General features: G+C 52.4%; 11 protein-coding genes. 5 read left to right on the top strand and 6 right to left on the bottom strand.

The window, feature by feature from the left end:
* Position 1: 1 nt before the first annotated feature.
* Positions 2–760, bottom strand: a complete 759-nt coding sequence (locus MFFC18_RS22910; protein ID WP_087149647.1) for a class I SAM-dependent methyltransferase — start codon at positions 758–760, stop codon at positions 2–4.
* Positions 761–949: 189 nt separating this feature from the next.
* Between MFFC18_RS22910 and cysM the strand changes: the two genes are divergently transcribed.
* The gene (gene cysM / locus MFFC18_RS22905; RefSeq protein ID WP_075084489.1) at positions 950–1891 is read left to right on the top strand and encodes a cysteine synthase CysM; all 942 of its coding nucleotides are present in this window, start codon (positions 950–952) and stop codon (positions 1889–1891) included.
* 130 nt (positions 1892–2021) lie between these two features.
* Here the strand turns inward: cysM and MFFC18_RS22900 are convergent, their stop codons facing one another.
* Together MFFC18_RS22900 and MFFC18_RS22895 are read right to left on the bottom strand one after the other, a co-directional pair.
* Positions 2022–2357, bottom strand: coding sequence for a hypothetical protein (locus MFFC18_RS22900; RefSeq protein ID WP_075084447.1), 336 nt, complete (start codon positions 2355–2357; stop codon positions 2022–2024).
* Positions 2358–2382: 25 nt separating this feature from the next.
* Positions 2383–5397, bottom strand: a complete 3015-nt coding sequence (locus MFFC18_RS22895; protein ID WP_148619068.1) for a protein kinase domain-containing protein — start codon at positions 5395–5397, stop codon at positions 2383–2385.
* A gap of 389 nt (positions 5398–5786) precedes the next feature.
* Between MFFC18_RS22895 and MFFC18_RS22890 the strand changes: the two genes are divergently transcribed.
* The 3 genes from MFFC18_RS22890 (at position 5787) to MFFC18_RS22880 (ending at position 8538) form a co-directional block, all read left to right on the top strand.
* On the top strand, positions 5787–6110 hold the full coding sequence (locus tag MFFC18_RS22890) for a hypothetical protein (RefSeq protein ID WP_157665141.1): 324 nt from the start codon (positions 5787–5789) through the stop codon (positions 6108–6110).
* Between the two features lie 340 nt (positions 6111–6450).
* Positions 6451–6972 (top strand): DUF421 domain-containing protein, encoded by a 522-nt coding sequence (locus MFFC18_RS22885; RefSeq protein ID WP_075084451.1) that lies wholly within the window; start codon positions 6451–6453, stop codon positions 6970–6972.
* 708 nt (positions 6973–7680) lie between these two features.
* Positions 7681–8538: a hypothetical protein gene (locus MFFC18_RS22880; RefSeq protein WP_148619066.1), complete on the top strand. Its 858-nt coding sequence runs from the start codon at positions 7681–7683 to the stop codon at positions 8536–8538.
* A 45-nt stretch (positions 8539–8583) separates the two neighbouring features.
* Here MFFC18_RS22880 and MFFC18_RS22875 read toward each other — a convergent pair whose 3' ends face one another.
* Positions 8584–9228 carry a phosphatase PAP2 family protein gene (locus tag MFFC18_RS22875; protein ID WP_157665143.1) on the bottom strand — a complete coding sequence of 215 codons (645 nt, stop codon included), beginning with the start codon at positions 9226–9228 and terminating at the stop codon, positions 8584–8586.
* Positions 9229–9631: 403 nt separating this feature from the next.
* Between MFFC18_RS22875 and MFFC18_RS22870 the strand changes: the two genes are divergently transcribed.
* Entirely contained in the window at positions 9632–10909 is a 1278-nt protein-coding gene (locus MFFC18_RS22870; protein ID WP_084417101.1) for a mechanosensitive ion channel domain-containing protein, read from the top strand.
* A gap of 154 nt (positions 10910–11063) precedes the next feature.
* Here MFFC18_RS22870 and MFFC18_RS22865 read toward each other — a convergent pair whose 3' ends face one another.
* On the bottom strand, positions 11064–14156 hold the full coding sequence (locus MFFC18_RS22865; protein WP_075084454.1) for an efflux RND transporter permease subunit: 3093 nt from the start codon (positions 14154–14156) through the stop codon (positions 11064–11066).
* Positions 14157–14210: 54 nt separating this feature from the next.
* The gene (locus MFFC18_RS22860) at positions 14211–15704 is read right to left on the bottom strand and encodes an efflux RND transporter periplasmic adaptor subunit (protein WP_075084455.1); all 1494 of its coding nucleotides are present in this window, start codon (positions 15702–15704) and stop codon (positions 14211–14213) included.
* Positions 15705–16782: the final 1078 nt, after the last annotated feature.

The following is a 16782-nucleotide window of genomic DNA, read 5'->3' as shown; positions in this document are numbered from 1 at the left end:
GTTACTCTTTCGTAAACTTCAGGAAGTAGTTCTCCTGAAAGCCGTCGATCTTCTTCTCTTCAGCCAGCTTGAATCCGGCATCAAGGATCTCCGCCTGAAACACTTCTTTTCCGGCACGGACATGACCCATCGTCCAATCGCGACTGACGCCCTCGATCCGCTCAAAATCAATCACGATCATGTGGCCGCCAGGTTTGAGGGCGCGTTTGATCGAAGCCAAAGTCGATTGCGGATACTCGAAATGGTGATACGTGTCGCAAATGAAAACGACATCAACGGAATTGGGCGGAAGGCTGACGCTGTTTTCGGCACACAGCACACCGGTGATGTTGCTGATCTGATGTTTGGCCGACTCGCGGTTAATATGCTCAAGGAATCTGGGCGAGATATCGACGGAGTATACCCAGCCTTCATCGCCCACCATGGTTGAGAACATTCGGGAGAACAGCCCTGTACCTGCTCCAACGTCAGCGACCGAGTCACCTTTTTCGATGTCGCAAGCCGCCAGGATTCGTTCCCGGGTCAGGTACACCTCACGACTTTCGATCTCAAAACGTTTCACATAAGAATCGACATCCAGATTCGGATCGACGAAGTTCTTGTTGACTCCTGGCTTGACGCTCTTTTCGCCGCCCATCGACGACGATTCGCTGCTCGAAGACTTCTGTTCGGTCTCGTTGGCCGTTTCCGTTTGAGCACAAAGCCCGATTGGGAATGCCAAGATCAGCAGCATGGCCAGACGCATCGTATTCGTTTGCATCGTCTCTCTTTCGTGTACTTTGACAGTGCGGGGAAAACCAACTTCACCAAATTTAGCCGATTTCCGTGAAGATGGAATAGAAGTATCGACATTAATCGATATATTTGCATATAGAATGCATGCTCGGTTGGGAGGCCGTTTCAACTCCGCCGAGCAAGCTTGACTGGCTTTAACGAAACAGGCTTCATCATGCACAAAATCAACGCGTCGTCCGCCATGGTGGGCCTGGTCGGCAACACGCCATTGGTTGAGATTCCGACCGGTTCAGACAATCCAAAGGTTCGCCTGTTTGGAAAACTGGAAGGCAACAATCCGGCCAGCAGCGTTAAGGACCGCGCGGCGCGTTCGATGATCCAGCGCGCCGAAGACCGTGGAGATCTGAAACCCGGGATGACGCTGATTGAGCCGACCAGTGGCAACACGGGAATCGCACTGGCGATGATCGCAGCCTCGAAAGGCTATCCGATTGAACTGGTCATGCCTGCCAACAGCACCGCCGAACGGGTGCGAACGATGCGAGCGTTTGGCGCGAAAGTCATCCTGACGCCGGGTGAGCGAACCATCGAAGGAGCGATTGATTTTGCCCGGCATCGAGCGAAACAGGATGGTTACTTCATGTTGGATCAGTTTGCCAACACCGACAATCCGCTGGCTCATTATGAAACGACGGGGCCGGAAATTTGGCGAGACACCGATGGGCAGATCACGCATTTTGTGTCAGCAATGGGAACCACTGGAACGATAATGGGCGTCAGCCGTTTTCTCAAAGAGCAGAACCCTGACGTGACCATTGTGGGGTGCCAGCCGACGAAGGGTTCGCGAATTCCGGGCATTCGCCGCTGGCCCCAGGAGTACTTGCCCAAGTTCTTCGAGCCGGAACGAGTCGACCGAATCGTCGACGTGAGCCAGGCGGACGCCGAAGTTCAGGCTCGATGGCTGGCTTCGGAATACGGAATGTTTTGCGGCATCTCCGCGGCGGGAGCAACGTTGGTGGCACAGCAAATCTGCGCGGAACTGGAATCCGGCATTGTGGTGACGATCATTTGCGATCGCGGCGACCGCTATCTGAGTTCCACAGTTTTCGCGGACTCCGGCGAGCAGCAGACGATTGAGAAACTCGAACTTTCTTAGCGGTCAGTTCGACCGCCAAGCAATCCCGACCGCAGGGCGATCGGGCTGCGGTTTGTCGGGCTCAGTTGGAGGCGAAGGACCCTTGATATCGATAGGCAGGTAGCGTGAGCCGAAGCAATTCTTTGAGGGGTTAGGGGTAGATTGTTGAGTCGTCGCCTTCATTGGTTGTAACCGTGATCTCCAACTCCTCAGATTCGTCAATTTCTGGCTCTTTCTTCCAAAAGCCGTTTTCAGGGATAGTGAACGTTATGATCAATTCATCCTGAGATATCTGGATCGTGTCTTCGGGGGCCACTCGAATCGCCGGTGATTGATCCTGACCTCTCCTCCCGACAATGTCTATTTGGGTAATATCTTTCAATCTTCGACCATTCAATCGCAACTTAATCGTCATGCCAGGGCTGAACGAGATGACATGTTCTGCCGTTGTTACAATCGGTTTTTTATTTAGGTCCAAGTCGTGCATCGCTAACTTTCAAAGGGTAAGAAGTTCAATTTGTTTTTTCGGCGGTCTCGACGAGTTCGCGAGCTTCCGCCAGTTGTTCTTTAAGCAGTGCTGATTTTGGTTGGATCAGTACTGCTTCCTGAAATCTGACCAATGCTCGACGGGCCAGATCCAGTGACTCCTCTCTGTTCCCGTTCTTCAGTTCGTGTTTGGAATAGACGAGCAATGCGTCACCGATTCGCTCCAATCCGCGAGTGCTTTTGGGGTTTCGTTTGTAGAAAGCATCTCCCAGTCGAATCGCATTCTCAAATTGGACTGTTGCTCTTTCGATCTCATCGTTTTGAGATAGTGTTTGACCATATGTCGTATGGGAGGCAACCAGATAATGATGATAGGCTGAGAACTCACGATATTGTTCATGCAGTTGTTCCCAAAATCCAATTGCTTCTTTGATCAGTGCTACGGTTTCCTCGTTCACGGTTGTGCGATCGAGGTCGATTCTTACCGACTCAAGCAACACCTTGGCCAGGACGTGTTGATCGGCTCGCATGTCGCTTTCCGCGGCGTTGGCTCGCGCGATTCGTGCCGCTTCCTCGACAGAAGTTCGCGCCAGTTCGAAATCCCCAGACTTGCGTTGAAACGATGCAATTTTACCCAGTGCGAGAGCACCCATCCGGCGGTTCTTTAACTTTAAATCATTCTTGCCGAGCAACGCGGTGAATAGATCGGCTGACTTCGTCGCCATTGATTTCGCGCCCTCAAAGTCACCGAGTTTTTCCTTGAGGCCTGAAAAGTCGAGATAGTTGATCGCCATTAGAAGCTGACAGTTCTTGGAGTCTGGATATTTGGAAAGAAGCTGTTGGCTCAGACGGATTGTTTCTTCAAAGACTTCTTCACTGCGTTCCAGTTGACCGTGGCGTGCAAGTGTGACGGCGTAGTCACGATAGCTTTCCGACAGCATTCCGATCCCTTGAGCGCCTTCAGGGTTTTTCTCGACGACACCTTCAAAAATTGATACTGCATTTCGATGTTTCTCAACCGCCGCTTCAATCTGGTTATCGTTGCGGAGGTTGTTGGCGTCAATACGGAGCAATTGAGCCAGCCATATCTGTGAGTTTTCAGAGTTGGTGACATTCAACGAATCTGGTTCATTGTCTATGAATTCTTCGAACGTCTCAGCAGTCGTCCTCGTTAGCCACTTGCGAGTCTCTTCCATGCCGGGCATTTGAGACAATTCACTTTCCGCCTTTTGGATCATCTCGGCAGTCACAGATCGGAAAGTCTTGTAGCTCTCGTTGAGTGCTTCATTCGATTTGGTCAGGTCATTGTTCAGCCCGGCCAACTGTTCGTTGCGAAGCTCAATTTCTGTGTTTCTCGCCTGGATCTCACGATTTTTTGAACGAGTCACAAGGTTCATTCCGAGCAATCCCAACAGAGCCATCACTGTCGCGGCTGCCACTGCCGTCGCAGCAGTTCGATTCTTACGGATAGCCCTCGTGGCTCGCTGCAACAGCGGTTCGGGGAATGCAGAAACGGTTTCGTCGGCTAACCATCGTTCGACGTCATCAGACAAATCGCTCGCCGTAGAGTAGCGGCGACTTGGATAGGTCCGCATCGCTTTGAGGCAAATGGCCTCCAGTGGTCTTGGGATCGACTTGTCCAGATCGGTTGGTTTTGGAAAGTCTCCATGCTTAACCTTGTCCAGTTTTTCCGTGATTCCGTCAGCGACGATTGGTGGACGGCCAGTCAGCAAACAAAACATCGTAGCGCCAAGACTATAGACGTCAGTTGTCGGCCCCAATTGGTCAACGCGCCCTTCGGCCTGTTCCGGACTCATGTACTCCGGAGTCCCAATGGCTGAGCCCGCGATCGTCGGCGCTGCAGTGCTTCCTGACCGGGGAACAATCGGCATCTCTGTTCGGTCCGAGGCCTCTTCGCGTTTGCCTGTCGCCTTGGCCAAGCCCCAGTCGACGACCAGCGTTTCGCCATATTTTCCGAGCATGATGTTGCCCGGCTTCAAGTCGCGATGCAGGACACGTCGACTGTGCGCATAGCTGACCGCGTCGCAGACGTCGATGAAACGTCGCAGCAACGAACGCAATTCGAGATTGCGATCCGACGTCGTCATAGTATCTTTCGATTCATGGTATCTCCGGATGGCTCCTTTGAGGCTATCGCCCTGGATGAACCGCATGCAATAAAACGGGCTGCCGTTTGGATGACTTCCAAGGCCGTAGACGGGCACGATTCCGGGATGCTCCAGCCCACCGGTGATTTCGGCTTCGACGCGCAATCGGTCATGAGCCATCTGGTAGTCGGAATACTTCGGAAGAACTTCCTTGAGTGCGACCTCTCGATTCAGTTCTTCATCCAGAGCAACCGAGACCGCCCCGAGCCCTCCATTCTTGTGAGGTCTGAGAATTCGAAACCGTCCGGACTTTGTAGAACGAGCTCCAAGAGCCGCGGTGCGTTCATCCGATTGGGAGTCCTGAATGTTGGAACCGAGGTGAATGACTGACTGGCCCAGTTCCGCGTCCTTAATTTCCAGCAGCGATGCTCTCAAATCATCACTTCCCGAGCTCAAAGCTCCCAGACTTTCTTCTGCGCTGTGTCCGTGATGCTCCAGGTGTTTGTCGACCAACGCACTTAGTAAAACTTTCGCCGCAGCGTCCATCGCACCTTGCTCAACCAGAATCTCCTCAATTGGCTCGGTTTTCTTCAGAGCCCATGAGTTCATCGCGACAATCAGAGAGTCGCGATCGATGAAGTTCATTTGCAGAGCAACGATTCCGAAAAGTAGATTGCGGTCAGCAGCGCTGGCACTCAGTTCATGTATAGGCTGTTCTGGACTAAGGGCAGAGTCTCGAATACCGTCGGCGGTTGATTCGAATTCGCTGAGTTGATGCTCAGGATCAATCCCCAGTTCCTTTTCAACCGCGGCTCGAAGTTCGGCATCGTCGGCACAGTGCTGTTGAAGAAACGCGTCGAGGGAATTCGCGGAAATCTTGCGCGCTTCGATCACGAGCTCATTAATGCGATGCTGCCGGTTCTTGCCGTCCACCTGAGAGCCTCGGTCGTGATCAGAATATTTGGAGTAGTTCGCTGAGAGCAGCGTGTAATGATAACGGCTTGGTCGAACTCGCACGAACGTGAGATGCCGAAGTCGGACGTATTGTTGTCCGCAATAACCGCGATTGCAAACTGTTGGTGAGCGTCCCTCGCCCTGTTGTCCGATACTTGCGAGCTTTTTTGTCTAACTCATACTGATTGAGATCCCAGTGGTGGTCCAGCCTGAGCGGCAATCGCCTATCGTACTTGCCAGGTACTTGAAGAACCTGTTTTGATCTATTGATTGATACGTTGAACAATCCATTTGCATCACCTCCTCGATATTCCAGAGCCACAGACAAGGTGCCTTTTCGTCCGCGCGTTGTCGACTTCGTGACTTGGATGCACCCAGTTGTGGCTGGAGCGATGGTCTGTGCCACGGCGTCGCTATTCAGAATTTCTGGAACCAGTGTTTCTGCGATGCATCATGATCGATATTTCGGTGCGGCGGGCTTTGTGATGCAAAGCATCTACGTAGTCATTCTATTGACGATTGTCGGCAGCCCTGTCTTGGTAATCCTGTTCGCCCCGTTGCAGCTTTCGGTGAAACGGGCTCACGGCAGACACCGCTTTTTCGCAGTCGCCATTTCGTTTCTCGTATGGGCTCTGGTTCTGTCGTTGCTTCGAATCGCTAACGTATCGGTCGCTGATTTTTTAGTCGACTAAGTTGGCTGTTTCGATTCCAAGTATTCAGCCGGATGCCTTTTGGCCTGCCGGACCAGCGACTTGCAGCTCTATGATTTTGATTGGGCTTGATTCAGGCAGATTGGTCGTTCTGTGATCGCGGCGACCGTTGAATGGTTTGGAAACGCCATAATGAGTGCTGCGGAATCGATGAGATTCGCTTTCGCGCCAAGGTCTGGAAACTGGCACACGCTTTGCAAAGATCCGTCGCAGGCTCTGGCAGATCTTTGCTCTGCAAGCAGCCAGAACGCGATCAACCAACCGGGTTTCAGCAGCAAAATTATTCTGCGCCCGTTTGTCCCTACGGAAAGATAATGCGACGATGTTTGTAAATGATCCTGCACTGGACCTGTTCCTTCGCGGTCTGATTCTGACAGCAACCGCCATGGTCTGGGTCGTGTTGTTGACTCGCATAAACGGTCTGCGATCATTTTCCAAAATGACAAACTTCGATTTTGTGATGACGGTCGCAGTTGGATCGTTGCTCGCCGGGGCAAGCCAGGCCACTGGCTGGAAAGGATTCATGCAGGCTTTGGTCGCCATGGTTGGTTTGTTCCTTGTGCAATACACCGCTGCGCGAATGAGAAAGAGTTCCAGCACATTCGAAACTCTGGTTCAGAATAGACCTCTGCTACTGATGCGGGACGGCGCGTTTATCGAAGAGGCTCTGTTTGCGACACGAGTCACTGAGAGCGATCTGATCGCCAAGCTTCGGGAGTCAAACGTACTGGAACTTTCCAAAGTTCGAGCGGTCATTCTCGAGACCACGGGCGACATCTCCGTCATGCATGGCGATACGTTGGAGGAAGACTTGTTGCTCGGAACTAAAACCATTGGCGATTGAGTCGGCAGCATTCTGCGGGGCAGGGCAACCTGAGTGGCGATCCCAATGCCATGGAAACCTCCCGTTTTTCCGGGTTTTTGCGAGGATCATCACGTGCTACGATGGAAGTCGGCGAAAGCCTGACAATATTTCTGATTACCAAAATCGCAGCAAGCCACACTGACTCGAGTCTTTTTCTCGATCTAGCCAGCCACGCAAAGGTAGTCCGCCATCGCTTCCGAATTGAAGCTCGATGGCGTCAACGGGTGCTCATTGGCCACACCAAAAGTGGTTGATAGTTTGTGTCCATTTCAAACGGTGGCGAGCGACTATGAAGACTCTTTGCAAGCAGAAGTGCAAGAAGAAAAAGTGCAAGAAGCGCAACCTCGAACGCTTTGAGGATATCGCGACGTATCAGTGCAAGAAATGTGATCGGCTCGCGTGTTCGAAGAAAGCCCTTTGCAAGCCGAAAGCACTCTGCAAAGAGTAGTCACCGCGTTTCTTGTTGTGCAGGACCGTAGTTCACCTGTTCGCGTGCCCATTGCAACGGTTTCAATTGAGGACTTCAGCGCCAAGTTTTGGTTGTGGACAATTGCAATCGCAGTTCTGCTTCCACTGGCACGGGGCGTAGTTGCGCGGAGAGTATTTTAACGGTTCTCCGTGAAGCAATCGAAATGGCGTCGGCGTCGACTGCCTCACTACAGCGGCGATGAAGTAAACTGCACTCTTATGTCAAAGAACTATTTGTCAAAGTTGCTTTGGTATTCAGGGTTTCTACTCATTCTGTTGGGACTGTTGCATGTTCCCGTTTGGCTGATCAGCGGCGGTGGTTGGGAAGGCAGCATTTCGTGGCGGAAGCCAATTCTCTTTGGTATCTCGACCGGTATGACCCTGTGTTCGCTTGGTTGGGTGACAGATCATTTAGTACGTAATTTGCTGGATCGCGTCGTCGGATGGCTAACGTCGATATCGCTCGTTATCGAAGTGGGCCTAATCACAATGCAACAGTGGCGAGGCGTTGCTTCTCATTTCAATCGGGATTCCGCCTTCGATTCCCGCGTCGATATGGCGATGGTGATTTTGATTTGTATTGCGTTTGCAGGCATCGTTTACTTCTTTGTCAGGTGCCTCGGTAAGATTCGTATGGAATCTGACTACGTCGTCGCGGCTAGGTCAGGCATGTTGTTGCTTGTCGTGTCGTGCCTGATCGGATTCGTCATTTCATCTTTTGGATACCAAAAAGTCGCCGCGAATCTGCCGCCAGAAACTGTCGGCGAAAATGGAGTCGCAAAGTTCCCTCACGGCGTCGCGATTCATGCGTTGCAGATTCTGCCGGCGATCGTTTGGTTGCTAAGACAATTCAAAATTCAGCACGCGCACATCAAAGTTGCAATCTACTGCGTTGCCGCTTCATTTGGTTTGCAGATCGCGTTTGCCGTCTATCAAACCGCTAGTGGATTTGCGCGGTTCCAGCTTGTGACACCAACAGGGTTCTTGCTCGCAACGCTTGCCGGGCTGCTCGTTGTTGTACCTGCTGTCTGGTTCACGTGGAAACAAGTTGCGGCAACGCCACGGCGAACAGAGTGAGAATCCCGCAATGGTAGCTTCGATGCGTTGGTGGGATGTCCAGGTTTAATCTTCAGCAGTCAGCAGCGATGATGTCTCGCGTTTGTGTTCCAAACCGAAGTAAACCACAAGAACGATCGCGAACGCCAGGCACAGGCTGGCAACCATTTGGCTGGTCCAGTGGCCGCCGAGTACGATTCTTGAGATGGCTCCGATCAGGATCATGCCAATCGAAGTGACCAGGGCCGCGGTCGATTTCCAATCGTCGCTTGATCTGGCGAAAACGATGCAGCCAAAGACAGCCCCGTAGACCAATCCGAAAGTAGATGGAAAGCCGGATGATTCACTTGGCGACGCGACGGCAACGAGGTCAGCGATTGGCTTCGGCGTGTGAACCGATGCCCGCAGGATGAAGTCCACCAGCTTGATGGAAAGGAACGCCGTTAGCACGGCGACCGGGCCACGCCAACCGGTTCGGATCCATACGAGTCCCAGTCCGCCAACCAGCAGCAACCACACGGTCGGGGGCTTGGCGCTCTGAGTGATCGGACCTGCCCACGATGGCTCCGAACCCAGGGTAGATTGCAGAAACCTCGTAATCGCAATATCTGCCGGTAGCGGGCCTTGTGACACAACACTGGCGGCGCCGCCAGCGATACCGATCGCAAGGAAGATTGACGCTAGAATGATTCTTCGCTTTTGCTGCTGCATTGGGTTCCTGTTCTTGTTCCTGGATCTATTTTTGGCAAAGGCATCGACCGACCAGTCGAACGTCTTTGCAATCGGTCGCGACTGCTTTGCTCGACTTGCCGCGGCACGATTCGCAATGAGCATCGCCGTAAAATGGCGAAGGCTCGCGGCAGGGCATAGGCTCAAAAACTCGCTAAACACGGCCGCTGTGCGCAAACGCTGGTTGAGAAGCAACCATTCCGGTCTCTTTCACATCACCGATTGATGAATTGGACTCATGATTTCATTGGTTTTCAATACGGCACAGTAAATGCTTTTTGGGTGTGGGTGATCCCCACCAAGCCGATTGCAATGACCGCCGAAGCCGTCCGAAGGCAGAGGCCTGACTCACCAGATCAACTCTCTATTCAAAGCAGAACTCACCATGCGACCAAGAAACATCATGTTCCAAATGACGCTTGTGATACTGCTGTCCATGATGATGGCCAATGCGTCGATCGCTCAGGATGACGGATCAGGCGGATCGGAGGAATCAAATGATGCAGTTGCCACTACTCCCAACACCGTCGCGGTAGAAGATGTGGCAGATGACTCCAAAATCGTACAACGGCTTCAAGGGATACTTGAATCTTCAGGTTGGTTCGAAGAAGTCGAAGTGACCTCGCAGAACGGGTTCGTAAATATCAATGGTTTCGCAATCAGCGACGAAAACAGTGACTGGGCAACAGAAATCGCCTCGCGGACTACCGATGTGATCGGTGTCAGCAACAACCTTGAAGTCAAATCCAGAATTGATTTCGGGCAGTCCATGAGTGTCGTTGGCAAGAGCTTGGACAAACTCTATCGCGACTTTTTGCTTCGCGTGCCGTTTATCATCGCCGGCATCGTCGTGATCGCGCTGACATGGATCGTCTCAAGACTGTTTGCGTTTGTGTTTTCGCGTGTTCTGGAGAATCGTGAAACGATTCGCGCCAGCCTTCGCGACCTGATCAAACAACTTGCTTCGATTTCGATCTGGGTAGTTGGCTTTCTGATCGCCACAGTCGTCGTCTTTCCCGGAATGACGCCGGCACGAGCGCTGGCGGTACTGGGGCTCGGATCAGTTGCCATCGGTTTCGCGTTCAAGGACATTTTTGAAAACTTCTTCGCCGGCGTGTTGATCTTGTGGCGCTACCCAATTGAGAAAGGTGACTTCATCCAGAACGGAGACGTGGTCGGGAAAGTTGAGGAGATCACGATTCGAAATACGATGCTCCGCCGCACCGACGGGGAATTGGTAGTCATACCTAACGGCCAGCTCTTCAAATCAAATGTTGAAGTCCTGACCAACCGTCCCAAGCGTCGTGTCCGAATTAACTGTGGGGTTGGCTATGGAGAAGATGTCGACAGGTCTCGCGAGGTGATTCGCAATGCGGTTGCGGATTGCGAGTCGATAAGCGGACCAAAATCAGTCGAGGTGTTCGCCAGCGAGTTTGCCGATTCGAGCATCAACTTTGAAGTCGCCTGGTGGACAGGCGCAGCACCGCTTGAGATCCGCAAAAGCCGCGATGAAGTGATTGCCGCAATTAAATCCGCTTTGGACAATGCCAACATCGAGATCCCTTTCCCGTATCGAACGCTCACTTTCGCCGATTCGCTACGCGTTGAAGATCGTGTTTCGAAAAATGACGATGCACTGGAAGTCTCAGCGGCTCGCAGCTAGGGCGGTCGCTGTTCAGGACGCGCAGATGGTGACATTTCGTAGATTTAGGCTCGCGAAATCCGCCGTCGGTCCACGAACTTGACTTGGGCAACCTCCGTCAACAACCCTGTGAGCGAGGATCAATGAGACGCCTGATCCTCGTTTCCACAAGACTTTATTCGCGAGCTGCACCCGCAAACCAGGGATAGATGGCCGGAACAACAACTGCCGTAAGTAGCGTCGAAGTAATTAGCCCGCCAATCACAACAGTCGCGAGAGGGCGCTGGATCTCCGCGCCGGCGGTTGTGCTGAGTGCCATTGGGAGGAAACCGAAGCTGGCGACCAAAGCCGTCATCAAAACCGGACGTAGGCGATTTTCTGCCGCATCAAGTGCGGCGTCTTTTGCCGAAAGCCCGTTTTTGCGATTGGCTTCTGCGGCGCTGACCCACACAAGTCCGTTGAGAACAGCAACGCCAAACAGTGCGATAAAACCGACTCCTGCTGAAATGCTAAATGGCATTTTACGCCACCACAGAGCAATCACGCCACCGGAAGCAGCGATCGGGACAGCCAGAAAGATCAGTAGCGCCAAACGCATCGAACTGAATGTGCTGTAAAGCAAGATCCAAATTAGCAGTAGCACGACGGGGGTAATGATGGCCAACCGCAAGCTCGCTGACTGAAGGTTCTCGAAGTCGCCGCCCCATTCAATCGCATAACCGGCAGGCAAACTGATTTCTGCCTGAACGCGGCGCTTTGCTTCCTGGACAAAGCTTGCCACGTCGCGTCCGCGGACATTGACGCTCACGAACGTGCGGCGTCGGCCCGCTTCGTGCTCGATTCCTGGAGGCGATTCTTCCAATTGGATATCAGCTAACATGCCCAATGTAATTGGATGGCCGGCAACCTGTTTGACCGGTACCTGTTGCAGCAACGTGGCGTCTTGGCGCCACGCTTCCGGAAGCCTGACCATGATCGGAAATCGAGCACGGCCTTCGTAGATTTTCCCGACTGGAGTTCCACCGACGGCCTCAACGGCGGCCATCACTTCAGAAGCGGGAATTCCGTAACGAGCTAACTGTTCCGGATTTGTGCTAACGGCGAGCGTCGGTATGTTCGCTTGATAGTCCGCTTTAACGTCAACCGCGCCGTCAATTGTCCTCAGGAGAGTTTCTATCTCGCGTCCTTTTTCGCCCAGTATCTGCATGTCGTCGCCGTAGAGCAGTAACGCGACATCGGCTTTGACGCCAGCAACCAATTCGTCGACTCGCATTTCAATCGGCTGCGTAAACCCGAACGCAACGCCGGGAACGTTCTCGTTCAGCTCGACGGACAACGCTTCGATTAATTCGTCGCGTGTTTTCGGTTCCGGCCAATGTGAGACAGGTTTAAGCATCACCCATACGTCGGTTTGGTGCACGCCCATGACATCGTTGGCGATTTCCGGTCGACCGGTTTTGCAAAAGACCGTTTTAACTTCAGGAAACTTTCCAATGACGTTTTCAATTTCTGTTGAACGAGGAACAGCGTCTTCCAATGAAGCACTTGGCAATCGGGACGCTTCTACCAACAAGTCACCTTCTTCCAGTCGCGGCATGAATTCAGCCCCCAGGTGTTGGCCAAGTGGAATGCTACACGTGAGAACCGCGAGGGCGATGCCAAACGTTACCGCGGGAGTTTTCACCGCGAGTTTCACGATCGGGCGGTAAGCTTTCTTGATGATTCGAATCAAAAAGACGTCCTTCTCTTCCATTCGTTTGGGCAATCCGATGTAAGCCAAAACGGGCATTAGTGTCAGAGAAAGAATGAGTGAACCGCCAAGTGCAAAAAGAACCGTCAACGCCATCGGCTTAAACAGTTTGCCTTCGGTTCCTTCCAAAAAAAGAATGGGCAAGTAGACGACCGCGATAATCAGTTCACCGAACATCGTCGGCTTGCGAACTTCGATCGCCGCGTCTTTGATTGTTTGCATTCGCTGGACAGGTGAAAGAAACTGGCCTTCGGGAAGATCATGCGATCGTTCCGATAACCGGCGAATACAGTTTTCGATCATGATGACGCTACTGTCGACGATCAATCCAAAGTCGATTGCTCCGAGACTCATCAGGCTGGCACTGATTGCCGCAAACATCATGAAGTTCGACGCAAATAGCATTGAAAGCGGAATCGCGAGCGCCACAATCAGGCCGGCCCGGAAGTTTCCCAGCATCAGGAACAAAATGACAATTACAAGTGTGCCGCCTTCGAGCAGGTTTTTCAGTACGGTGTGCAAAGTGCGGTTTATCAGTTCAGAGCGATCGTAGATGATGTCGAGCTTCACACCCGGTGGCATCGAGAGTTCGATCTCAGCCAGTTTCTCTTTCGCAGCTTCGACCACCGTTCTCGAGTTTTCTCCTCGCAACATCATCACCATGCCGGTCACGATTTCTCCGCGACCATCGCGTGTCACCACGCCCTGACGCGTCAATGGAACCAGTTCAACGGCTCCAATGTCGCGGATCAGAATCGGCAATCCGCCAGAACGAGTCTTCACCACGACGTTGGCAATGTCTTCGACGGTCTTTAACATGGCTTCGCCTCGAACAAACCGCTGCTCGCCGTGGTGAACGATATATCCTCCGCCAGCAGTCATGTTGTTGTTTCTTAAAGCCGTGGTGACGTCGCCAATCGTGAGTTCATAACTGGTCAGTTCCTCTGGATTGACCTGGACTTCAAACGTTTTGTAGAAGCCTCCCATCGAATTGATTTCCGTCACGCCGGGAGTGTCACGCAAGCGTGGAGCGACTTGCCATTCGAGTACTGTGCGCAGTTCCATCGGCGAGTAGTCTTCGCCACGAACTTCAAACTGAAGGATTTCACCAAGAGCGGTGGTGAGCGTGCCGATCTGCGGGTCGCCGTATCCGCCAATTCGAGATTTCGCGTCGGCCAGGCGTTCGTTGATCAGGTTTCGTGCGTGGAAGAGATCCGTTTTCTCTTCGAAGACGACGGTGACGACGGACAGTCCCAGTTTTGAAATGCTTCGGATCTCGATGACGTCTGGCAGCCCTGCCATGGTTGCTTCGACAGGGTAGGAAACGTATTGTTCGACTTCGATTGGCGAAAGCGAACCCGCATCGGTCAGGATTTGGACTTGCGTGTTGGTCATGTCGGGAACGGCGTCGATCGGTATTTGTAACGCGTTGTACACGCCCAAGCCTGCCACCAGCAGAACGCCGATGATAATCAGGAAGCGGTTGTTGAGTGAAAACTCGATTAGTTTGGTGAGCATGATGTTTTTCGTTTGATGTCAAATTGGCCTGAACAAGCGAGCTGCGCGAAGGGGTTATTCTTCCTCCGCCAGCAGCAACTCGGACTTTAAAAAGAAGGCACCTTCGACAACCACTTTGTCGCCTGAGTTAATTCCAGATTTGATCTCGATTCGATCTTCCGATTGCTCGCCAACGACAACATCCCGTTTTTCAAACGTTCTTTCACCCGTTTGAACAAAGACAAACGATTCTGATTCGTTTCTTTGTACGGCACCCTCCGGCACTGCCATTGCCGCTCGCGCATTGCTGGTCGGGAGCTCGACCCAAACTGACATGCCGGGGCGGAAACGCCCTTCCGGGTTGCCAAGTTCAGCGACCAGAGGAATCGCCATCGTGGACTCGGAAACGGAGGTTCCGATGTGTTTGACGACGGCAGTGAATTTGGTATTTGGCAAAGCCGGAACACGAACGGACAGTGTTTGAAATTTATCCAGCCTTAGCGAATGCCAGTCGCGCTGACTGATTTGAGCTTCAACCCAAACATCACTGATGTCAGCAATCTCCGCCATGACTTCGCCCGGTTCGAACCTTGATGAGCTGACTGCCGGCAGCGACACGATTTGGCCTGACCTTGGTGCGGTCACGACGAAATCGGCGACACCTTGTTTGGCGGAATCGTCCAGACGATTTTGCGGCCCAAGCAAGGCGGCAAGTTTCTCACGGCACATTTCCAGCTGTTTTTTTTCAGCTTCAAGATTCGCTTTGCCACGCACTAGCTGTTGCGAAGTCTGAAACGTCATCTCTTCGCGGATGGAGTTAAATTTCGCAGACGCGACGTCCAAACCGCTTTTCCGTTTGTCGGCTTCCTTGCCGGAAATCGCGCCTTGAGACTGCAAGCGGTTTGTTCGAGCGTCAAGTTGTTTCGCCAATGCAAGTTCGGCGTATGCAGAGAGAATTTCGTTTCGGTGCTCGCCAAGATTTTTGTTCTCGAATCGTGATCTGGCTTGCTCTGATGATGGCGATTGTTCCAGAAACGACAACAACTCTCGAATATTCGAATGAGTTTCCTGCGTCCACGTATATTCACTTTCGAGCAAGCCGACGCTCGATTCACACTGGCTGATTTCACTTCGGGCTGCACCAACCGCAGGGCCTGTCAAACGGAGCATTGGCTGACCTTGCTCGACTTGCTGGGCCGGGCATACAAGCGTTTCCTTGACGACGCAATCGACCGTCGCACGTAGCTCAACTTTTTTGGTGGCGTCATAAACGATCGTTCCAGGAACTGCTTTGTGAGCTTGAAATGTCTCGCTCTTGACCGCCATGGTCTTGAGGTCTGCCGCCGTAGATTTCGCCTCGGGTAGCGTCAACGAGCTTGATTCGACGGAACTGAAGGCTTCTGCCGATTCCGTTTCACTGTCTGCATGTTCTTGTCCGGGCAACAGGAAGTGTCCGCCCCAGAAACCGAATACGGCGATCGCGGCAACTGTGATGATGGAACCAAAACGTTGCAGCAGTTCAAGAAAAGGAGACCAATTGAGACGACTTGAGCGGACAGGATTTGACATGGGAAACTTCGGAAAGATGGTGTTTCAAATCAGCAGAATGCTGAAACGTGACATGGATCAATCAAATGCGCAGCGGTCGCCACGAATTCAATCGGAGAACCAATGAACATCGACTCTTGAGAGAGTGAGTCGGCTAGATCAAGAATGTTTGCAAGGCGGCGCAGCGATCCGAAGCGCGCAGCGGCAAACGGCAAGCCGGTTTTTTGCTAAAATGGTGCGCGGCGTTCCCGGTTTGTTTCGTTCTTGAAACGAGGAGATAGACGCTAAGGAAATCGAACCCAAAAGTGACTTCTTCAAAGCTGGTGAACTCGAATTCAACCGCAAGCGTCGCACCTTCGCAGATGCAGCCACCGTGCTCACAGCTGTTGGATTCGCCGGGCGACGGCGTATGGGATTCTGAAGTGGCTAAAGTTGAATCGACGATTCCATCGGCGCTAGTGGACACAAGCTGGTGTTCGAGAACGCAATTCAGATGCGCAACGAATAGCAGTAGTGCAAATAGTGGTGATAGAACGTTTTGATTCATCAATTTCAAATTTTCGTATTGAAAGGCGTCAACTTCCGGCTCGGCCTGAAATCAATAGTCACTCCGCGTCTGATCAATGTCAAGTATCCGGCCGCGAATATCGTCAAGGATTGCCCGACTAACATGTCAGGCGGACTTTTTGACGACACATTGAAGGGGGCGCCAGCAGTCCGGACCTAACTTGGATAGTGGTGGAACTGGAGTGTGTGAAGAGGGACGTCCGTCGACAATTCGAAGAAAAACTTGAGATGCTCGAATTCAGGCTGCGACGTTCCAGTGAAAATACATCCCGGAAGCGTCGCACTGTCACGAGCTCTTGGGTCAACGCAAAAGAGTGGCAAAATTGGCTGTCTTGGCCTTCATCCGGAGTCCACGAGATATTGGCTAGTCCAGTCTGAAACGAGCGACGGATAGAAATTGTTTGTTGCGTCTCAAGGCTTGAGTGGTTAGTCGGATTCCGTGTAAAAAACTGGAAAAACAGCCTACGCGAAATTGCTTTTTTGCAATCGAAAACCTGACGCCTTTCATCATGAGTTTGTGATCCTGGCTAAA

Origin of the sequence: Mariniblastus fucicola (assembly GCF_008087665.1) — a bacterium.
Classification (GTDB): domain Bacteria; phylum Planctomycetota; class Planctomycetia; order Pirellulales; family Pirellulaceae; genus Mariniblastus; species Mariniblastus fucicola.
This window is presented reverse-complemented; position numbering and strand designations above follow the sequence as displayed.